Origin of the sequence: Wolbachia endosymbiont of Tribolium confusum (assembly GCF_020405475.1) — a bacterium.
GTDB lineage: Bacteria > Pseudomonadota > Alphaproteobacteria > Rickettsiales > Anaplasmataceae > Wolbachia.
This window is the reverse complement of the sequence record NZ_JAIZNT010000003.1, coordinates 111,004-135,211: the sequence shown is the minus strand read 5'-3', so window position 1 is coordinate 135,211 and position 24,208 is coordinate 111,004. Positions and strand designations below refer to the sequence as shown.

The 24,208-nt window shown below is 32.7% G+C and carries 8 protein-coding genes; 1 reads left to right on the top strand and 7 read right to left on the bottom strand.

Annotated features, from left to right (window positions below):
- Nucleotides 1-8: 8 nt before the first annotated feature.
- From wmk (LEM02_RS03100) to LEM02_RS03070, 7 genes are all read right to left on the bottom strand, one after another.
- Nucleotides 9-917, bottom strand: a complete 909-nt coding sequence (gene wmk, locus LEM02_RS03100; protein ID WP_006013992.1) for a WO male-killing family protein Wmk — start codon at nt 915-917, stop codon at nt 9-11.
- A gap of 86 nt (nt 918-1,003) precedes the next feature.
- Nucleotides 1,004-2,191 carry a hypothetical protein gene (locus LEM02_RS03095; RefSeq protein WP_226079676.1) on the bottom strand — a complete coding sequence of 396 codons (1,188 nt, stop codon included), beginning with the start codon at nt 2,189-2,191 and terminating at the stop codon, nt 1,004-1,006.
- 170 nt (nt 2,192-2,361) lie between these two features.
- Entirely contained in the window at nt 2,362-3,027 is a 666-nt protein-coding gene (locus LEM02_RS03090) for a JAB domain-containing protein (protein ID WP_226079674.1), read from the bottom strand.
- A 169-nt stretch (nt 3,028-3,196) separates the two neighbouring features.
- Complete coding sequence (wmk, locus tag LEM02_RS03085) at nt 3,197-4,135, bottom strand: WO male-killing family protein Wmk (protein ID WP_226079672.1); 939 nt, start codon at nt 4,133-4,135, stop codon at nt 3,197-3,199.
- Between the two features lie 68 nt (nt 4,136-4,203).
- Nucleotides 4,204-6,000: a DNA mismatch repair endonuclease MutL gene (gene mutL, locus LEM02_RS03080; protein ID WP_226079670.1), complete on the bottom strand. Its 1,797-nt coding sequence runs from the start codon at nt 5,998-6,000 to the stop codon at nt 4,204-4,206.
- A 118-nt stretch (nt 6,001-6,118) separates the two neighbouring features.
- Entirely contained in the window at nt 6,119-17,845 is an 11,727-nt protein-coding gene (locus LEM02_RS03075; protein WP_226079668.1) for a DEAD/DEAH box helicase, read from the bottom strand.
- A gap of 9 nt (nt 17,846-17,854) precedes the next feature.
- The gene (locus LEM02_RS03070) at nt 17,855-22,384 is read right to left on the bottom strand and encodes a hypothetical protein (protein ID WP_226079666.1); all 4,530 of its coding nucleotides are present in this window, start codon (nt 22,382-22,384) and stop codon (nt 17,855-17,857) included.
- Between the two features lie 465 nt (nt 22,385-22,849).
- On the opposite strand from LEM02_RS03070, the gene murD reads away from it, so the two are divergent.
- Nucleotides 22,850-24,205 (top strand): UDP-N-acetylmuramoyl-L-alanine--D-glutamate ligase, encoded by a 1,356-nt coding sequence (gene murD / locus LEM02_RS03065; RefSeq protein WP_226079665.1) that lies wholly within the window; start codon nt 22,850-22,852, stop codon nt 24,203-24,205.
- The last annotated feature ends 3 nt before the right edge of the window (nt 24,206-24,208 follow it).

The window sequence follows — 24,208 nt, the reverse complement described above, 5'->3', positions numbered from 1 at the left end:
TTATGAAATCACAAAAATTTCTCAATCATATAATTTGATAAGCCTGTCGTTTGCAAGATAATATCAACAGAAATTCCTTCTTTCACTAAATTCCTTGCAACTTCAATCTTCTTTTCCTCTCTGACCTTTTCTCTATAAACATGTATACCTTCAAATAAAGACTTGATTAGCATATCGCGTAATTCCCGACTCTCAATCTTTTTGTATTCTTCTATCAACTTTGATAGCTTTTCTTCCGCTTCACTATCCTCATCTGATTCGGGAAGTAGATCTATGATACTGATTGATAATACCTTTGCTATTTCATCTAACATTTCAAGTGAGACAGCAGCTCTCCCTTGTTCATATTCGTATATTCCTTGATTTGTTATGCCAACTTTATTCGCTAAATCTTTTTGTGTATATCCTCGTATCAATCTCCACTCTTTTATCCTTTGCCCTACTTTGTATGGAACCGGAATTTTGTTCTCCTCATACTCACCAATAGATAAGTTAGTTGTTCGAGAGATAACATGAGCAGAAACTCCTACTTTCATCAAACCCCTTGCTACTTCTATTTTTACCGCTTTTCTGCTTCTTTCCTCACTCAAACGAATAAATTTGGTTAATAAATAAAATACCTCGCTTAATTCTTTATCTTTATAACCCTTTACTAAATTTAATATTTCTTCATCTTCAAAATATCTTTTTTCATTTGGTAGCGTCTCTCCACAAACTAGACCTTTAACATTTACTGATAATGCTTCTGCTATAGCATATAATTTCTTAATTGGAATTTTACGACTCCCTTTTTCATATTGCAGTATTGCCCAGTACTTTACACCAACCTTCTCCGCTAAATCCTTCTGAGTATACCCTCTCTCTAACCTCCAATTTTTTACTTTTTGCCCTACCTCACAGTCTAGACTTTTTTCCATACAAAGAACCATACATATAATATTTTCTACTATAGCTCAAAGGCTCCAGATATAATGGTAGACTCTGGAACCTTAAAATAAATGAATTAAAGCCCCCTAAAAGTTTCTTTACTATTTTCACGTACTTTATCTACCCATGAAGACAATTTTTCACTTGGGCTATCAACCTCCTTCATAAGCTGCTTGCTATTCCATATGCCACATCTCATAAAACTTCCCTTTTCTACTGCTTCTTTAAGTTTTACTCCAGCAAAAAGACAATTTTTTCCTATTTCTTCGCCTCTTTCTTGTAATTTAGACCACATTTCCTTATTTTCTACTCTGACTTGTACTTGATCATATTTTTTTACATCGTGGTACAATATAATATCTAGCTTACCAATGCTTGTAGGAAATTCTAATATAATAGAGCTTCCATCTGACATATCGATATAGTTTCTTATACCTCCCTTCTCACTTTTAACCTCAACTGCATCATTGCCAATTTTTAAAATATTACTTCCTAGCTCTCTTTTTGCTTCCAGTATTTTGGCTACCTCTACCTTGCTATCCCCAGAAAATTCTATATACGATGTTGTATTATCTATTTCAACATCTATTAATTCTCCTTCTTGCACAGCACTTTCGCCAGCTTTCTCTAGTTCTTCTAGTCTCTCATCTATATGTGGCTGAACTTCTGGTTGTAGCTCATTATAGATTTCACCTATCAATTTATTCTCCAATAAAGTATCATGAAACTCTGCACCGTTTAGCATTAATTTACGTATTAGCTTTTTACGATCAGCCTTATCAAATTTATGAAAATGTGTGCCCAGTATCACATATTCCGCGAAGCTCCACTCTCCATCATTACATGCATTTAGCCTTGCTCCAGCAGCTAGTGCTTCGTCTACAACCTTGTGCAGTTCATTTGGACTTTTTGCTCTTACCACAGCACTCTTAAACCAGCTCAACTTTTCTGCACTTGGCTTTATTTTTTTCAAAGCTGAAGCAAATGGATTTTTATCTTCTTGATCACTTACAGGTTTTGTGCCATAAACATAGTCAAATCCTTTCCCACAGTTGATTTTGTTTTCGCGAACTTCTCTACCAGGGAAAGGTGCTATTTCCTCAGGCTTTTTAGCCTTATTAATTTTGCTTACAAAGGTGTTAGTACGACCTATTCCTACAATAGCATTTAACACCTCACCTTTTGATAATCTATCAAGATCAATGTTTAACTCGTAAGTACCTCCTTCTTGATCATCAAAAGGTACAATTATTTTATTACTCATATTAGCCTCCGCTATTAAATATACTTTACTAAGTCTACAACCGACTTTATTACTTTATTATTAATTCAATATATACTTTCTCATTAATTATAAGCAATGGTTAATGTACTTGCAAATACTTTCTTCATTCAAGTAGTTAAACAACTCATGAAAATCTTCAAATATCTGCTTTATAACAGTCCTTGCTCTTTAAAACTAAAATATCCAACACTTGTAATGATAATGTGATCCAGTAACCTAATCCCTATAGTCTGACAAGCTTCAGCCAAGTCTTTAGTTACAGCTTGATCCTCATCAGATGGCTTTAACCTTCCTTCTGGGTGGTTATGCGATATTATTATTGACGTCGCTTTTCTTATTAATGCCTTTCTTGTTACTTCTCTTATGTAAAAAGGTACCTTATCCACTGTACCAGTGAACACTTCTTCCCCCTTTAAACGGCACTTTTGATCAAAATATATTATTTTCATCTTTTCCTCCTCTGAATAACCAATACTCACCCTCAAATATTTTACTATGGTTTCCAAGTTATCCATTACAGGTCCTTTCTTTAACTCTTCTCTTGGTACTCTCTTTGCAGCTTCCTTTAGGCATAAAATTACTGCTACTGTAGAGTCAGTTATCCCTTCTATAGTTTTCAAGTCATCTATTTCCTGGCCTAAAACTCCTCCTATTCCAAAACTATCTATTAGCTTTCTAGCAATAATTCGAGCTTCTTCCCTGTCATGCACTGCACTTAGAAACGTTTCTATTACTTCACGATCAAGTAGTGCTTTACCGTTGCTTTCTAATGCTCTGAATTCTATTTCTTCTCTACGATCTTTCTTATTATTCATAAAAATTACCCTTCACTAATAACAAAATGTTTTTATATATTTACTGCTGTTTTTTGTCAGCATTGGCATAAGGCCATAGCTTTTGAGTGAAGTCAAATCAATTTTTCAATCTTTTTTACTTATTTTTTCATCAAAAAGTAAAGATATTAATAGATACTGATTTTTTATTTTAAATTTGTTGAATTTCGTCTAAAGAGATGCCCACTGTTTTTAAAATAATATTGATAGAAATTCCTTCCTTAACTAAATTCTTTGCAATTTTCATCTTTTCTACTCTCTTCACTTTCTCTTTGCAAACTTGTATGCTTTCAAACAGAGATTTTATTAGTACATGACGTAATTCTTGGCTTTTAATCTTTTTGTATTCTTCTATTAACCTTGATAGTTCCACTTCACTATTCTCATTTTCTCTTGTTTCTGGAAGCAGATCTGTAATATTAATTAATAGCATCTTTGCTATTTCATCTAACATTTCAAGTGAAACAGCAGCTCGTCCTTGTTCATATTCATATATTCTTTGATTTATTACGCCCACTTTGCTTGCTAAATCTTCTTGAGTGTATCCTCGTATCAATCTCCATTCTTTTATTCTTTGACCTACTTTATACGGAATAGAAATTTTTTTCTCATCATTATCATATTCATCAATAGATAAACTGGTCGTTTGAGAGATAACATGAGCAGAAACTCCTTCCTTAACTAAACCCTTTGCCACCTCTACTTTTACTGCCTTTCCACTTTCTTCCTCACTAATACGGATGAATTTAGTTAATAAATAAAACGTTTCACGTAATTCTTGGTCCTTAATCTCTTTATGTCTTCTTACTAGATTTAATATCTCTTCTTCCTCATACCTTTCCTCATTTGATACTTCTTGTCCGCAAGCTAGATCTCTAGCAGTTGTTGATAATGCTTCTGCTAATTCATATAACTTCTTAATTGAAATTCTGCGTGTTCCTTTTTCATATTGCAGTATTACCTGATATGTTGTATCGATTTTTTTTGCTAAATCTTTTTGAGTATATCCCTTTGCTAACCTACGATTTCTTACTTCCTGTCCTATTACTTTGTAATCTAAAAAATTAGAGCATTTATTCTCTTTTTTCACATTTTATACTCCATAACCAGAAGAGCTGTTACGTATACTTAATTGGGAACCTTTTTGACAAACTGAACTCATCTCCTTTCAAACAATTTTTCTATATCAATTAGTTTCATTTCTATATAAGTTGGTCTTTCATGACCAGAATATGGAGTTTTCTCAATTTGTCTTAGTATCCCATTCATCTCTTCCAATTTCATTTTTCTTCCTGCTCCATGGCAAGCGATTGTGGCTGATATTTTATTCACCTTATCCTCTATTGGCAACGTATCTTCCATTTCCATTAACTTATCTACTATATCAACTAGCATCTCTTTTATATCTATTGTTCCCAAGATTGCAGGTATTTCTTTTATCGTTACTTTATCTTCTGATTGTATTTCAATATCAAAACCCATTTCAAAAAGCTCATCTTTATAAGTTTTAACCATCCCCATTCCAGCTTGGTTTTTAATTTCAACTGTTTCAGGAAGAAGTTTTTGTCTTTTTATGCTTGATTTTTGCTTTAAGCACTCGTATATCAACCTCTCATAGGCTGCATGTTGATCTACTATAATCAGCCTATCTCCAGCCTCAGCAATAATGTAAGTATTGTGGACCTGACAACGTGCATATCCTAGGGGATGATCCTCTACCAAATCAATTTGCTTCCTTTCTAAAACCATCGTTCCCTTTTGGGGTGGGGATTCTCCATACTTAAAAGTTTCTGGTAAGCTTTGCCTTCTTTCATCTGGTGCATTGAATTCTTTCATTAGACGATTTTCTAAAAGACTTGGTCTCTTTTCATAAAACTCTTTTTGATCTTTTTTCTCTTGACTATCAACCTGCTCTTGGCTTTTACTATCATTAAAAATTAGCTCCTCTTCAATACCTTGATCACCCGCTGCAAATCTCGTTGATAGTGTTTTTATTATCCCTCTTCTCACTATTTCATATATTAGCCTTTTATTCTGAAATCTTACTTCCGATTTATTTGGATGCACATTTACATCTACTTGGTCATATGGTACTTCTAAATGCAACACTGCAAAAGGATACCTATTGTTTGGAATAAAATCGTGATACGCATATCTAATTGCACCAACAAGTAGATTGTCTTTTATTGGCCTTCCATTAACAAACGTATAAATCTGAGTTGAGTTGCCACGATTGACATTATGTTTACAGATGTGTCCCTTAAGTTTGATGCCTTCTTCTTCCTCTTTAACTTCCAGTGAATTGCTTTGAAATTCTTCTTCTATTTCACATAATCTGTTGAACAGCGAAGTTTGCTTAACATATTTTAAGAGCTTTTTATTACCAGAAGTGAGAGTAAACCCAATACTATAATTAATCATCGCTAAGTTATTCACAATATCAACAATACTTTGTGTTTCTGCCCTTTCGGTTTTTAGAAACTTTAGTCTATTTGGTGTAGCAAAAAATAAGTCACGAACTTCAATATATGTACCTTGCAACAAAGAACAAGGGGTAATCTCTCTTATTTTTTCTCCTCCCTCATACCTTATAGACCATGCTTCCTTTGCTCCACTTGCCTTAGACGATAATTTCATTCTGCTTACTGCTGCAATTGAAGGTAAAGCTTCTCCCCTAAACCCAAGGTGCTTGATTTCTATTAACTCACTATCGCTTAATTTTGAAGTGGCATGCCTCATAAATGCTAGTTCTAAGTCGTCCTTTTCTATTCCATTTCCATCATCTGTCACAGTTATAAGGTTACGCCCACCACTTTCTATTTTGACTTCTATCTCTAAACTTCCAGCATCTATTGCATTTTCCACTAATTCCTTTACTACACTTGCTGGCCTCTCTATTACCTCTCCTGCTGCTATACGGTTTATAGTTTTTGTATCTAAAAGAATTATTGCCATACTTCCAATTCTCATTCTGATTAGTTTAATGTCAATGAAAATCAAGTTCTAAGCTACTGAATTACCTATTAGCAAGATCAAAAAACTTAAAAAGGAAAATATTTTTTAAATTTGTATCTCAAAAATCTGGGCTTGGGTATGAACGACCTCTAATTTCATCTCTGTTGTTAATTTGAGATATGTTTCCTGTTTCAACTCTTTCTAGATAGGTGTTAGGCTTATTGGGTGGAAAAAATACTCTTGTTATAGGTATCGTAGGTATACTATTATCATCAATACTATATTGACTGCGGCTTCGATCAGGAAGTCTTTTATTTTCCGCTGGATTTATAAGTATATGTCCAGTAACTCCTTCAGGGGCTTGTTTATTATGGCGGATAACATCATATCCAACATGAGGACCATGTGGTCCCTGTAAATCTGATTCAATTATAGGGTTATCAACGTCAATTCTTAATGTATATTTCACGTTTTCTTTAATATCTCGAACCCATATTTCAACTGTAGCTTCCATCTCTACTGGATATAGTGCTATGTCTATTTTACCGAATTTTCCAGTACATAGTATTGTATCATATCTTGTTGCCTTAAAATTTGTGGGATCAACAGATATACGTTTTTTACCAATATTAGAAAGTGCTTGGTTAATTTTATCAAGAGCTTCATTGTAAGCTTTAGCACGTTGTAGATGAGATTCCTTATTTGTTAGCACCCTATCTTCCCGTAAGTCTACGTCTTTATTTTTATCAAATTTCCATTCCCCTCTGGAATTAGAATGTTGATATGGCGATTGATTTTCTGCTTGTTCATTTAGTGTGCTAGTAGGTACAGAAATGTAACGCTTACCACCAAACGCACCAAGAGATATAGGAAGCCGGTGCCAGCCTTGCTGAATGTGATACCGTATTCCTTTATCATGTTTAATACAATCAGCTACCTTATCTCTGAATCCTTCTGGTGATATTATATTTTTTAATTCAGGTATAGCTTCTGATAAAGCCTCATATAAGCAATTATTTTTTGATTCACTACTTCTATTGTTTTCTGATGTGATGCTTCCACAAAACTCAAAATGATTATCTTTGAGCTCAAGTGGAATAATTATCCTTTCTGATCCTTCAGACATAGAGGAAAATTCTTGTCTTATACCACCATCTCCTTCGACAATAATGGTTAGTCCTGAAATTACAACTCTCTGCTCTTTTAGTATCTTATATACTACTTGAGTACACGCACTAACACATATCATATCCATTGGAATGTTTTCTCGGACTATATCTGCGAGCAAGTCAGGATTTCTAGTTTTAATCATCAACTTTCGCAAATCTTTATGATATTTTTCCGTAATATGGTTTTCTGTTTTAGATGTATTGTCACATTGTTGTTCACTCTGTAGCTTTTCCTTGTGCTCCTGTTTCAATCCTTCAAAGCGCTCAAAATACCCACTTTCTTTGTAAGACTGATATGCTTCTTGCACTTTTTTTCCAATACATCTAACCAGATGATTAGCGCCTTCTTTAAGGACAGGGCTCACAATATGCCGTGCTATAATTTGCCCAGCCTTTTCGCGAAGCAATGATTTCCACTGATCAATTACTCCTTTTTTAAAACTCTCATAATCTTTCTCCACTTCTTGTTTTTGATTGCGTTCTAAGTCTTTTTCCAGCTTATTTAGTCTACCTTTTATTTCCTGATCTAAGTTACCTAAAAGATTATTAGTAATCACTATTATATTGGCAATCTGAACAGAACGTTCTGACCAAACCATTATCTTACTAATAGCATGAATAGGTAATACCAGCTTATTACTTGTTTTGCTTCTTTTTTTAACAGCTTCTGCAATTCCTTGAGTTACACTACTAGCTATCTTGTTGGCAATAGGTAAAAACTCTTCCACATAACTTTGCCTAGTAAAGACACTCTTAGTTAAGTCACCTATAACTTTTTCTGCTCTTTCTCTTCCTAATACTTTATAGGCTTTTTCTAAACTTATAGAGATATTATGTTCTTCTACTTCGCGTTCAATATCTGACAAAATATCAGAGGCTATGCCTTCACATAGTGCTTGAAGGTAATTTTCAACGAGTGTATCAACTCCTGCATTAGCTAAGCCAAGCGCTAACCCTTCTATAGTTTTTAATGTAATACGCTTTGCAACTTCTTTTCCTACTACTTTCCAACCTGCAGTTTGAATCAGCTGAGTTCCGGACATTTCTGCTACTTTCTTACCAAATTCAAAATTAGGTCCAGCTAGTTTATGACCAAAACGTGATACCTTAGCACCTCTTGAAAGATAAGCTCCTATACCAACAGTAACAGCTGTCATCATTAAACTTTCAAGCTTATGTTGTCTATAATCTTCCCAACTAAAATGGCCTGATTTTAAAGCACCTGCTGCAAAGAAGAGATCATTTACACCCTCGCTAACAAATGCAGCACCAACATGGGTCATAATACCCACTGAATATAACTCTATAGCAGTACCTACAGCTATTTGGCTTACTCCCATAGCAGTTACTGCTACAGTGTTGATAAGCATTTCTTGTGTCCATTTCTTCTCTTCTAATTGTAAAAGTTGATCTAATCCATTGAGAAAAAAGACATGCACTTCCTCTATATTTGCAAATTCACCTTGACCACAAAACTCAGTTAGAGATTTTAGTTTACTATCAGGAACCTTTAAAGCTTTCAATGAACTTCTTGATCTTTTCAAGGTGCTAACAATATTTTTAATTGTATCTTTTTTCGCTAGTTGTAATTGATTGTCTAAAACTTTTTCCACTATTTTATCAATACTTTGCAACTTGGTCAGTACGTTTTCATGGCTTCCTTCGGGAAAAAAGTTTAAAGGTTTTTGTCTTTTGTCAGGGCTATTAATATAATAAAGATCTTGTACTAAAGATTTGCCAGCATTTTTAATGTTTTCCTTGCTAATACCCTCATCTTGTATAGACTGCATTGGATCGTACTGGGTAATCCATCCTTTCTCAACCAAGAAGCCAAAAAGCTTTTCTATACACTCTTCTTGAATGAGTGTACTTTTAGAAAGTATACATTTAAAATTATCTTTAGTCATTTTTTGACTATATATACTCTTCAACTTTTCCTCTAAGTCTTCATCTTTAGTTGCTACCATAGTAGGTCTGATAATTTTCTGTTCTAATAATTCCAAGACTAAACTTTGATGTGGTTTTGTTATTAATTGCAGACGAACAGGAAAGTTTTTTTCTTCTAGCTGCACTGCAATTTTTTGAAGGGCTATTCTATAGGTAAAACATGTAGATAATAGTCCTTTTAGGACATTCTCATAAACTGGACAGAAAGAAAGCTGAACTTGTTTGATTTCATCAAATTTGATCTTTAGTCCATAAGCACTATTTTCTGAGCCATCCTTTTTTTCAATGACCTTTTGTTTAGCTAGTTCTGCTAAAATTTTTTCAGCTTCACTTTTAGTGATATTTACTTTAGTAAAGTCTTCCAGAGTAATGGAATCGTAACAAGGAAAAGTCATAGATTCAATTTTACTTTGGTCTATATGCGCTTTTCTGTTAAATGAAAGTACTCCTCTCTCTTTCAATATTTTATATTTGTCTTTGCCTACAATCTTTATAAAATCATCTTTTTTAAAAATATTACCTTTATTTTTCTGTTGTGTAACCCATTCTACATTTAAAAGAATCTGTTCATTATTGAGCTCTAGAGTTTGCTTTTCTAACTCTTTTTGGTTTATTTTTCCAGTCAGATGATCCAATAATGAAGGATCTGTTTCTTTCAATTTTTCATTATTAACTACAACACACTTAACTTCTTCATTTAAGATTTTTTGTTTAATCAATGACTTCCAAAATGCTTCTCTGCTAGGCAATTGTACTTCTTTTTTTAATTCTTTTTGAAATTCTTTCTCATTAATTTCCTTCCCTTCATATTTGGAAAGAAAAATTTTTAATGTTTCAACTGATACTCCATAGCCAGCACTGATCACTTTTAGCTCTTCTTCAGAAATGCTCTTTTTTACTCTCGGCTTTTTTAGCATGCCCTTTTCAAGAAGATCCTTATATAGACTTTCAGCCAGCTCTTCCTTAATATCATTATTAGCAAAAGATTGTGGAGTAATAGTGTGTCCAAAAATATCATCTATAGACCGTGAAAACATATAACAAAGGTTAGCCAAGCTCTTTTGCTGTTCTTCATAAGCGTCGATTTGAATGATACTTTCGTTATTATTCTTCTTAATCTTACCAATAATACCTGCTGCATTGATAGCAAATTTACTATGCTCATCTAAAAGCCTTGCAGCTTCTCGCAATTCTTGCTTAAATTCTTTCAAAACTTTCTCATCTTCTTCTTTTAAAGGCTTTTGTTCTAAATCAACCTTCTTTACTAATGCAAATGCCTTGTAATAACGTGCTGCTTCAGAAAAATATGGCTCTTTTTTAATCACCTCATCAAACAGCTCAAGGGCATTTTTATGAGCATTTTTATGTTCCTCATTTTGAGAGAGATACTTTCCAAGTTTAATCATTTGAATTGGATTTTCTTTAACCCAGGCTAACCAGTTTGTGCTATCATATTCAATAATTAGAGTTGGAGGTCCTTCATACGAAGGTAACCACTTTTCGCTATACCCAGTGTCTAAATTCTTTAATCGTGAGATAAATTTGTCCAGTAGGTTGTAAAGATTTCTTTTATCCTGTTCACCTGTCAAATTTCTTACATATTTAGTGTGTTCATCTAACCAGAAAGCCCATTTGTCCAAGCAACTCTGCAATAAAATTTCTTTAACTTCAGTAGGTACTTTTTTATCATCAAGGTCTTTCTTCAATTGTTCGTACTGCTCTTTGAATGCTTTAAAACAGCTTTCTTCCATAGTAATCTGAGTATCATAGTAAGCTTTAATGTCAGATATACGATGTAATTCTTCCACATCACGCTCTTTCTTTAAATCAAGTATTTTTGAGTTACTATATTCTTGTCCTTTTGAATCCATGATGATTAACTGACCAGAACCCTGGTCTCCACTTCTTGCTGCTCGCCCAAATGCTTGCTGTTCAACTCGAATATTGCTAGGTAGGTAAGTTAAACAAACATGTAATCCTTCTGCTTTCCTCAATTCTTCTGTAATTTTTATGTCAGTTCCACGGCCAGCTAAGTTCGTTGCAATAATAATCTGTCCTTGCCCCAGCTCTTTGTTACCTTGAACAATTTCAAACCCTTTATCAAACTCTTCGTAATCTCTTGTATATGTATGAACATGTTTTGCATCCTTTCCTCCAAAAGCTTTGTATAAAGTCTCTACATCATTTACTGTTTCACAGATGATTAAAACAGATCGTTTTTTTTCCTCAGTTAGCCTTTTTGTTTCATTACATATGCGCTTTATCCATTCATCTTTGCCAGTACAAAGAATAGGTTTTTCCTCACGAAATTGCTTAGACTTGGCTGTAGGGATAGTTACAAAGTCTACCTCATGTATCTCCTGCAATAAATCTCTTTCTCTCTGTGACCCTAAGGTGCCTGTTAATCCATATAAGTTACTGTACAATTTAAAGAAAGAAACATTAGAGATAAAAACAGCTTTTAAGCTTTGTAAAGATAATTTACATCCATGTTTGAGTTGTAAAAATTGGTGTAATGCTTCATCCCATTGAGAATTAGCTTGATCTGTTCCTGTATCTCTATCAAGAATTGTAATATTAGGATTGCGATCTGGACTACTTCCGGTTTTATCTACATCCACTACATAATCCTCTCCTGCTTTCATGAAGAACGCGGTTATAGCATTATTAATCCAAGATTCTAAGTGCTGTTCAATAAACGGTCTGAGATTATTGGGAACATGTATAAATTTTTCTCTTTCAATGCACTCTTTTAAAAGGTAAAGAAAACGATCTTTGTAACAATTAAATTCAGGTGAAAGTACTTTATTAAGTTCATTGTCATTAATGTTTCCTTTTAACAATTTGCCCTGATCATCTAATATCTCAGTTTTGATTAAACGTTCCCACATAATATTTTTTTGCTGCTCGCTTAATTCAGACCCAAGCTTTCCAATATCTTCTTTTTTCACCAATCCATATAAGTCACTTATCACTGCTTCTTTAATTGCTTTAGCATCAAAAGCATAGCAAAGTTCTTTATTATCTCTAGCTGGTCTATTAATCCACTGCCAAATGTAAATGTAAACAGATTCCAGCTTATCTAGTCCTGCCAGATCATGAGATAAGTACAACATATTGTTACCTTTATCGAGCAACATACTATCTACTTCATCAACAATTACATTGTTAAAATTACGATCTCCTAAAATATTTTTCCCATAAAATTTATCTAATAAATAATCGCGCTGGAAATTAGATAAATCACCATATACCACTTGATTACCTGAATATGCTTCCTTTCTTTTTTCAATATCTTCACTACAGTTATGTGATACATTAATACCAAATAAACTATAGATATCTCTATTATCCTCAGCATCACGTTTTGCCAATACAGAAGAACTAGTTATAACATCTACTTTCTCTCCACAAAGTGCTTTCATAATTGATGCTGCTACTACAATTAATGATTTTCCCTCTCCAGTAGACACTTGTGCTAGGGTGCTGCGATCATTTGTCAATAACGCCAATACAGTTAATTTTTGAGTATCACGAAGCTTAAATACTCTTTTTAGTTCTAATTCTTTTTTTAACTCTATTGCTCTATATATTACAGCAAGCATTTCCTCTTTTACATCTTGCTTTCCTTTACCCATATTGCTCTGAAATTCTTTTACCCAATTTTTAATATCATCTTCCGTAAAACTACCTATAGGTTTTTCAGCAGTTATATACTTATCAATACTTTCAATATAATTCTTAATTTTTGGCAATTTGTTTAAAATTTCTTTCGAAGTATTAGCATTACTTTTAATTAGTTCAACTAACTGAGTTATCTTCCGTTCTTCTTTATTAGCAGTAAACTTCTCCTGCATTTTCTGTGCCCAATCATCAATTCTACAACTGTTAAGGGTATTTAACTCTTCTGTACTTAAGTTCCATTTTTCATTATGAAAATTAGATAAAATGTTAGTAAGCTTATCAGATGACAATTCTTGTTTTTTCTTTTCTAGAGCCTCTATAAATTTCTCCGATAAAAGAGCGCCAAAAATATTCTCTATAGATAAAAGATAGTAAGAAGCTGTTGGTAAGTCATCCTTTTGCCAATCTACTAATTTTGATAGCTTGCATGTCCAGTATTTTTCTTTCAGTGCATAAGGCCACTCAGATAACTCTAGTCCTTCTAAACTAACTGTTTCATTTGGAATATTACTTAATAAATGCAGAATATCTTCAATGCATTGAGTAGAAATAGGATTGCTTGATTTATGTTGATCCAACTTTACTTTAAATAACAGTAAAACGTCCTTACTTTCTATTTTCGATAAGTACTTTCTCCATTCAGGTTTCTCTATTAATGTTTTTTTGAAATAATCTTCGAGTTGTAATAACATCAATTCATCTATCCAACTCTTTTGAGGATAAGCTGCAACTATCCAACAAAAGATATTCAATTCTTTTTTATCTTCAATAACAGAAGTTAGAATTGAGTTCACTAAACAATATAATTCTTGAGAGGATACATGTCTTCCTTCGCTAGAAAAGCTTTTCAACATGTTATGCAAAATTCCTTGCTGCCCAATATATTGAGATGTAATTTTGTTCAATCGCTCTTTTAACTGTTGTTTTTCCCCTTCAGGAAAGTATTCTATAATTTTTTCTATATCTTCCTCTTCATTAAAATATTGTTCATCTTCTGAAGGACTGTTATTAGATAAAAAAGCTTTATTCTTTAAATAATTATCAAATTCTTGTTTTTGTTTAAATGGTTCAATTTCTATAAGAATCCTTGCGTAAAAATTATCTTTTTTCTTACGCTCTTGCTCTAACTTTAAGTAGTTTCCATCTATATTTAATTGTATAAATTCATTATCTCTACATAATATGTGAATAATTTGCTTAGATGAAGGATTGTGATCACCTTGCAGAAACAATTTATTATCTTGATTTTCAGCGTATAATCTAATATTAACATCGAAAATGTAGGCTAATAATTCCCTATAGCTTTCTGATAATAAGCCTTTTTCTTGAATATAATCATCGTATTTCTGAAGAACAGCTTGATCTTTGCAACACTCTTTCCAATCATATTCTTGTCTAAGTTGATTATTAAAACGATTATAAAGAGCCTTCAAAAAATCGTCTTTTTGTATTTTTTCTTCTAGCTTACTTCTTAGAGATTTATCTTTAATACTTTCAATCCATAAACCAAATACTTCTGCATGTCTTGGCTGGGATAGCTCTCTTTTAAACGCCTCAAAGAATATATTCAAACTATGTTCTTGATCTTTTAGAAATTTTTTATGTTTGTTATAATATTTTTTAACATCTGTATGTTCCTCTTCTAATTTTCCTACTTCTAAAACAAACGCTCTAATTGAGTATTTTAAAGCTTTATTCTCTGTATTCTGTAATTCTTCTTTACCGAATTTAGAAATTTTCTCATGTTGTTCTGTACTATTTTTATAAAGATATTGATTCAGAGTTCCTAAAATATGGTGAGAAATATTGTTATCATTTCCTTTTGCTTCAATGAGATATCTTGCTGCATTTTCAGGTGTTAATTCTACATTATTTGTAACCTCCTGATAAGGTGGTAATTGCTTTACAATTTCTTGCAATGTAGCAAGTCTATACTTATCAATCAAAAGCTTCTCTATGTCTTGTAGCTCTGTATTATTTTGTAAGCTACTCGTTTCAGGAGGGCTACCTTTTAAGGTTTCAAAAACTAAAAATAACTGACTAAGCTGAGATAAATTAAGTTCTGCCTTTTTTAACTGAAACCAATTGTCTAGCAGCAATGGTTCTTTTTTTAGCTTATCAATAAAACTTTCAACATCAATAGTCTCTCTGTAAGTGGTACTAGATGTTGTAATAAAGATATCATTATGATGCTTACTTTTGTTCTGGTAAGGAGAATGACGCTTAATTCCTAATTCTGTAGTTTGCTTTTCCTGCTGCTCTTGATTTTCAACAATTGCTTGCAAAGCATGTTGTTTAGTACTCTCTAAATCGGATTGTAAATTCTGCAACGTACTTCTTTCTATAGAGCTCAAATGATGAGAATAGTTAGCTAAAATGCTACTTTGTGAAATGTTTTTTTTCCTTACAGCTTGTGCGTGATGTTGTCGGTCATTGTTTTGTCTGGTATTTTTTCTTTCTTCACACCTTTTTTGCTTTTTATTTTCAATACTGGTAGCCTTGATGCCAGCATATTTGTCCTTATATGGACACCATACTCGATCACTTGGATCATTATCTTTATCATAATATTCTAGTGTACATTTACTGTTTTGATCTCCACCACGAAACTTAAATTCTTTCCACGATTGATAGTCCAAGTAACCCATATCCCAACCATTTTTCCCATGGATACCATGTAGACCTCCCTGTCCTTTTTCTCCTTCTTCTACTTGCGTAGCATTTTTTACAATGCCAAATTCCTTGCTGCTATTTTCTAGATTTCTTACTATTATCTCTCCGGCATATCCTCCTTGACCACCTAAACCATATTCTCCACCATGTCCTCCATGTTGCCCTAATGATCCTTTATAGAGAAGAAAAGCTTGATAGCGCGATGAAAGGCTACCATGACAATAAGAAAAAATTACCTCATTTCCTTGATTTTTTGTTACTTCTATAAAAATATTACCTGCTGAACTGTCTTCACTGTTTTTATACAATTCGTTTTTTATCATTAAGGAATTTTTCTTTATGTTCTTAATAGTTTTTGAGACTAATTCCTTTCTAACTCCTGGTGGAGCAGCAAGCTTAACAACTGAAGGAAATTCATTATCAAAGTCTGCTTTTGTAATACCTACTCCATCCTTACCATCTCTTCCATTTCCACCATCTTGTCCTTTACTACCCTTACCACCATTTGAAATAATGGTAAAATTTTCCGGATTTTCTATTTTCTCTACTAGAATCAAGACATTGCCACCACTTTCCCCAGGATAACCATCTGCCCCTTGTTTACCATGACCATCTTTTCCAGTACCTGCATTATCAGAATAGGTATGATTGTTATCTTTCCCAGATACATTCCAGGTTACTTTATCATGTACTTTTATTGTTTTGGTTAAAACAACTACATTCTTTCCGTACCAAACTTTATTTTTAAAATCTGCATCAATATGTATAACATCAGCGCCAACAAAGCGTACTTCCTCTATATTTGAATTCTCTGAAAGTGTATTTTCTAATTGCCATAAAATTTCACTGACAACAATGTTCTTACCTGTTACTTCAACAACTAATCGACCATCTATTCTTCTTTCTTGTACTTCTACTGGTTTTATATAAGCACCTATAACCTCCTTAAACTTGTCTATTAAAAAAAGATCTTCTTTCTCCTTTAAGCCTTCTGTCACTTTTTTCAAAACTATAAGATTTTCACCATAAGTATCTACTTCAAGCTTCATAATATTATTGATCAACTTATCAAACGATAAATCACCACGACAAAAGTCTTCTAATTCTAGTTCAACAATAATTGATTGAAGATTTTTAGAGGAACTTAAAAAGTCAACAAAAGTTTCTAGAAAAACTAATTCTTTTTCAGCAGAATCAATATAGGCAACTATTTGTTCCAAGCACTCTTTTTTAAACCGACTTATGAAAACTTTTTCATCTTCTTTCCTAACCAATTTATAGTGCTCCATTAAAAGGGTGTAATACTCAAGTTGGTTTAAAGGATTAGGAATCTGGCTAAAACCCTGTATGTCATCTAGTGAATTAAAAATTTCTTGAATAACAGTACGGCTTTTACTTTCAGTCAGTTCTTTTAGTAAATTTGTTGTTTCTTGTAGCCAAAGCCTTGCGCAATATTTTATATATTTTCTCTCAATATAAGCATTGTCAATAGTGCTAAGCGATCTATGAAGCCTTTCTTCTATATAATCTTTAACTTGTACTAAATTACTTCTATACTCTTTAACTTCTTTGCTAATAATATCTTTTATCTCCTGTTTCTTATCACTATGTTCCTTCGTTGCATTTACAGTTTTTTTGAGATTGTCACTAGTTCTCTTATATCGTATACTCAGTGCAGGTTGGCCAGCCAATTGATACACTTGACCTAAATAGTCAGACTGCTCTGCAGTAATGAAAGTATTTTTGTACTCAGGTACAGTAATTGCATCTTCTAGCATATTAATGACTTTTAACAGCTGAATATTTTGAATCCGCTGTCTATTCTCAGCAGAGCATTGTTGCAAAGGAACCTGATTTATACTACCTAAAACAATACATAATTTTGTGTACTTTTTGAATTTATTAAAAGTGCTATATTTTGTCAGCAGATCTTCTTGCTGCTCATGTATTTTCTTTACTTTTGTCAAAAACTTTTCAGCATCATTCTTTAATTCTTTTGTCCTGTCTGAATAGCCTTCTCCAGAAACTTCAGCAAGCTTCTCTAAACATTTTTCTAAACATTGTTTTACGCTTTCTAAGTTAACCTTATATTTATTAAACAGCTCATCATTATAGTAGCACGCAAGGTTATAATAGTGGTAAGCTAAACGCTCATAATACTGTGAATAAGACCAAGAATTAGTATTTTCTCTTATGTCCTTCCTTAGCTCTCTATACCGTTTATTTAATTCTTCTGACACGTTTGCTAGCCAAGGCTCATTTCCTACCCAACTCCCCAAAGAATTTAAATACTGAATAGCTTGCTCAATATTCAAAACAGAGCTTACATTTCTTCCACTGTCACTAATCTGTTGATTTTGAACATTAAACATACATAACTCCTACCTATTTTGTTGTCTACTTACTGCTGGTTCCACAGATGGCTGATCTATATTAGTGCTACATTCTTTTTGAAAAAAAGATTCAAGAAAATCCATCGTTGTCTTATGATTACTTTCTGACTCTCTAATTCTTTTTTCATTGTTTGAGCCTTTTTCTTTTACTTTTTGTTCTCTGGATTTATTCAAGCTTTCATAATTTATAGTAATTTCTTTTTCTTCTTCTTTTAGAAACCCAGCATTTACCAAATGTTCTTTACAGAGTATCAACTCATAACTACCCTTATTATCTTTACGTGCAGTTCTACCCTTAATCTGTGTTTCTTCTTTTATATCAAGTGAAAAGAATGTCTGTATAACATGCACCCCGCCGCTATTTTCTACAGCAACACTAGACTTAAAATCAACACCACGACCCATACCTCTTGTTGCTAGCGTTACTGTTTTTGCAATACCTGCCTCATCGATGTACTTTTCTTTGGTATGCTCTTCCGTATTTTCTGTTAATATGTGTAAGCGATCAAATTTACCGAAGAATTTTTCTTTAAACTTTCTTATTTCTACATCTGTATCAAAAAATATTAACACTGATTGTCCTGAACCAACCTTAGAGTTTGCACGATTAAAAATTTTACTGAGCCATTCTTCTTCTGAATTCTGAGATGTAAAATTTTCACTTGAATTAAATTTCAAATGAGAATCACCAAAAAAAGATGGCATGATGGAATTTTCTCTGATGTTATAAGATTTTCTTACCGCTTTTTTTTCATGCTCATCTAGCGTAGTCAAGGTACCACTTACTCCTAAGATAAGAGGATATTCCTTAGGCAATTCTGCATAAGACACTTTGCCACAGTCTATATTCAAATACCCATAATTTTTACAATCAAAGTCTTTTTTCTTTAACCTAAAGTAATTAAATACGTTGTAATAGCTGCAATAAGTGAAAGTGGAATAAAATCCATCGTCTCTTCTATAACTTATGATTCCTTTATCGTTAATTTTATAGTTGTTAATGTACCAGTCTTTATCACTTCCTTTTGCAACCTTTATTGCAGCATCAATCATTTTCTCTAGATGTTCTTGATAGAGAGAATGATTAGTATATTCTTTTTTAATAACCACATTATCTTCTTCTTTCAAAAGATAGTATTTTCCAGGTTTAAATAAAAATTTACTAAATTCTTTAAAATTTTGATTTCTTTCTCCTATCTTTTTCTTAATGAATTCTTCTACCGCTTTCAAAATAGTACTTTTTTCATAATTTTTGCTGGCCATTCCCCATATTTCTTCTTGAATACTAGCTAGTCCTGGAATACCTATAGTGTTACATGCACCATAAGTATTCCCATAGAATTGATCAGAAAAGAAAACATCCACTTCATCTATTAAAAGAGTAGTATTACTAATATCCTCTTGCTTTATCTGTCCAGATTGCTCCGCACTGTGATTTAAAATAAGACCTTCAACTAATTCTCTTAAACCTTGCTTCTTGCCATTTACCTCAGGCTTTATCACTTCATTTGCCATCTTCTCAAATGTACCATAAGTTATCTTGTCACCAATACCAAACTCCTTAAAAAAGCCGTTAAAATCTTGTTGATCTCGAGTTGCTAAGTATTCACTATAACAAACAGTTCTGACCTTATGACCTGTCAATACTAATAGTGAAGAGAGTAAACCTAGTACAAGCGATTTCCCTTGCCCTGTTAAGACTTGCGCAAGATGCTTATCAACACCTTTAGAGTCTTTATCAACACTTAACAATCGCAAAATGCATAATATTTGAATACAATGTGGCTTTAAGCTTTTTCCTGTACTTGCAATATCCTTTGATTCTTGTATAGACCACACAGCAGCTAATCCAGCAAGAAGATCAGGTAAAGTTTCTCTCTTGAATTTTGTGTTCCATTCATCAATTTTAATTTGTTTTGATTGCTCCCGTACCTTTTCAGTAATAAATTTAATTTTATCTTGGTAATTTTTGTCAGAAGTCTCTTGTATATAGGAGTTAAATTCTTTTAAGTATCTGTTATAGCAATCTCTTAGTGTTTCTACTGTGCTATTATTGTTTTCTTTTCTATATAGCTCTAAAGCTTTGTCTATATCAATCTCATCTTGTTTTCTTAAATACCAAAAAGATTCCCCTATGATACCAATTCGTTTTTTAAAATCCTCATAAGATATGCTATTCTCTACTACAGAAATAAACGGCTTTGTACTTTCTTCTTTGAATATATCGAAAGACACGTAGTTAGGTTGCTCCTTTAGATAAAGAAAAGATTTCTTAATTGCTGACAGTAACTCACTTGCTGCACTCAAATTATCGTCATCAGACCATTTTTTTTGCTCAAGTAAATTACTTACACTATTTAATAGATCTTGAGTGATTTCAATTAAGTAGTGATTAGGGATATTATCCTTATATTTTTTGATGAAATTTTCAGGATCTAAAACCTTATATGAATTTTTATCTTTATTGGCTACTTCTACTTCAGTTAAGTCATTATTAGTTCCTTTAATAAACCAACTGAATTCTATACTATTTAAATCCTCTAAAAACTCATTAAATGATCTAAAGTACTTAATTAACTCTTGTGATTTTGCTTTTTGATCAAGTACAGTACTTGCAATATTAAGTAATGTTTGACGTATTTCTTCCATGTCTTGCTTGAACTTCCCATAAGGAAATTTATCAGGAATTTTTTCTAAAATAGATTCCCTATTCTTCCAATACTCATTATATACATCTACCAAATCTCTAAAATCACCAGATTGTTTATCTAAAAACGCCTTCTTAATAGATTCTATTTGTTTTGTTAGAATAGTTTGATCAATTACTGAAATCTCTTTTGAAAGATAAGGACTTGTTTGTGCTATAAATCTTATAACATTATGTGTTGCTATTCGAAATGACTCATAATGATCACCTTCTGTGTTTTTAATAAAATCCATATAGCCTTGTATGAGAGGTTCAAATAACTTTAATTCTTTTTCGGAAAGCAGATTAGTAATTGCACTGTCAATAATATATATCCATGCTAAGCGCTCTTGAGATATGGATGATAACTCATTATTGCCAAATAAATTGGAAACAGAGTTTTTTATACGTTGCAACCACGTTTCATCACCAGGGTCCTGTAACGATTTAAGTTTGTATTCAAATTCTTTTTTGTCAGAATAATAACCGGGCTCAAAATGTTTCATTAGTGTAAAGATAAAGTGATATTGCTGTTCGAGAGAGCGGTTTAGAGAGGAAGTTAATGGCCAATTTATAGTTTGTATTAAGCCCCATTTTCCTTGACCGTCTTTTTTCAGTAGATCATTAACAGAAATATCTGTTTTACTACTAATCTCTAAAATTAGCTCCTGAAAGCTCTTACAAAGATAAAAATACATAGGATGAGTTAAAGGTGTAAAACTTTGTGAAGAAGCAAGTTTCCCTAGTGCTTCTCCCCTCATTTCCTTTATCCTTTTAAATAAAGCATTCCATGAATCACCTACAAGATCCAGGAAAGGTTGCTCACTCATCATATCAACAAGATCTGCAAACAACTCCATATCTTTATTACTGATATAAAATACCGATTTATCATGCAAGTCAGATAAATGATCTACCATAACAGATGGAGCCATTACAGAAATAGACCAAAGATATTTGTCATATAAGATACTTCCGTGATTATTTATTCCATCTTTACAGATTTGTTGTAATCCTGTCAGCAAATCCCTTGTATAAAATTGATCAACTCGAGAAAACTCTTTCTTTCTTATATCCAGAGCTCTTTCTCTATTAAGCAATTGTTGACTACTACTATTTGTCTCGCGTGAAATGTTCTGATTATTAACTACATCATCTAATATCGATATATTACTAGAGAACTTTCTCCAATCTTCTAATCTTTTAGAAAACTGAAAAAGATCCTCTGCATACTCAAGATTATCTGCAGTTTTACCACTTCTATCCTGCAAAAACTGTTTAAATTGTTCATAAGCTTTATCCCTGTTATTTAATAATTCATCTTCTATAATTTTAGTAATTTTAAGCTTTTCAAGAAAATTTCGTTTTATATCTATAGGATGCCCAGCAAAATCTAACTCTTCAATCTTGTTGAAGCTTACTCTTGCAATAAAGTTTTCCTGATCAAAAGTAAATAAATAACCTGGACTTTGCTTCCTAATATAAACTGTTTTATTATTATGTGGATGAGTAAATTGACACGAATCTAGTTCTATCAAATGATTGTTCTTCCATTGTCCCTCTATATATCCATTTTCACCAAATGACTTCCTTGTTCCCTTATTTTCATTAAAGCTACTTTGGCCAACTTTTTTAGATTTGCCGTCTTTCCAAGTATGCTGCTTAAAATGTGATACAGTAGGAATAGACTCCAGGTCAGAATCACTTTCACAAGATATAGAAGATCTCTCAACCTTATCACTAGCATCACAGTACTCCTCATCAGAGGAATTAGCTGAAAAAGACAGCAAATTCTGACTTACCTGCTGACTATTAGAATTTCCTACGTGCATAATACCCCCTATAAAGAATTATCAATATTCTTAATTTAAGATGTTTTATTCTTTGAAAAGAGGCAAGAAAAATTTTATATGTCGATAAATAAGGTTCTCAAAACACGGTGTTTTTTTCCAAAATTTGTTGATTGAGTTATGGTGGTTGAAATAGCAAACCAATTAAGTTGCTTCGTCCAGCGCTCTCTTTTAGTTAATTATTGTTTTTTCCTTATAAAAATTTAGCTTACCTTTTACATCTAAATAGCTAACAAAATTCGGCCTTTTATAGATGAGTAACCCTCTAGGAATTATCTTCTTGAATTCTATGATATTATTTTTTGTAACATTGTTATACATATCATGGCAAGGGAGTTGGCAAAATGTGTCAAGGAGTTTTCTATTGGCTAAGGTTGCAACAATAAAGTTAAGCGCTGCCAAAAACTATGGAAGAAGTCATTATAATTTGTATTATATCTTTATAAAATGGTTCGCATAAGTTATCTAGAAGTGCAACTAGACAAATACAAAAATCAAAGTGTTGCGGTTTTCGGCCTTGGTAAAACTGGTTTGTCCGTTATTAATGCTCTAACAAAAAGCAGTGCAAAAATATATGCATGGGATGATAATAAAGAGCAAATAGCAAATGCAAAAAAGATATATAAAGAGTGTAACTTTACTCATCCCAATGAGTATAATTGGCATGAGATAAGCACACTAATTTTGAGCCCTGGAGTGCCAATACCAACGCATTGGGTAGTAAAACTTGCAAGAAGCTTTGACTGCAAAATAAAATCAGACATTGAGTTATTTCTTGAAACTAAAACTACAAGCCAGAAGGTTGTAGGCATCACCGGAACAAATGGCAAATCAACCACCACGTCACTAATAGGGCACATATTAAAATCCACAGGGAAAAAAGTAGCTATTGGCGGGAATTTAGGTGTGCCTATTTTGGATTTAGAAAGAGATGCAGAAATTTATGTAATTGAATTCTCCTCTTTTCAATTGGAGCTAATAAATAAAATTAATGTAGACATTTCTGTATTGCTCAACATCACACCAGACCACATAGATAGACATGGAAATATGAATAACTACATAGCAACTAAATTAAAACTGATAAACAGTAGCAAGATTGCCGTGATAGGATGTGATAACAAAATTACCGCTGATGTATTCAATAAATTCACTGGGAACAAAATTCCAATCTCAGCTTCGATGTCACCCTCTTTGTCATCCCAGTGCCTAGGCACTGGGAAACTAGAGAATCATAGCTTATCAGTAAGCGACGTGAAAATAAACCTAGTATCCAATGTAGAAAATATAGTAGCTGCACACGCTGTATGCAAGTTACTTGGAGTAGATAGCAGCACTATTGTCAATGAAATCAAATCCTTTCCAGGGCTAAGACACAGAAATGAATTTCTTGGCAAAATACATAATGTACTTTTTATCAACGATAGCAAAGCAACCAATGCAGAATCGACCGAAAAGGCAATTTTATCTTATAAAAACATATATTGGATTGTTGGCGGAAAAAGCAAAAAAGGCGGAATAGAATCATTAAGCAAGCATTTCACCAAGATTAGAAAAGCTTTTCTTATTGGAGAATCAACTGAAGTTTTTGCAAACATTATGGAGAACAAAATAGATTATATGAAGTGCTATAATCTAGAAAACGCATTTAAACTGGCTTTTGAAGAGGCCATAAATAGCAAAGAAGAAGTAGCGATATTACTTTCTCCTGCATGTTCTTCTTTTGATCAGTGGAAAAATTTTGAAGAGCGCGGTGAAGCATTTTGCAGAATGTTTGAAAATCTCAGGTACAATTATATGTGATGT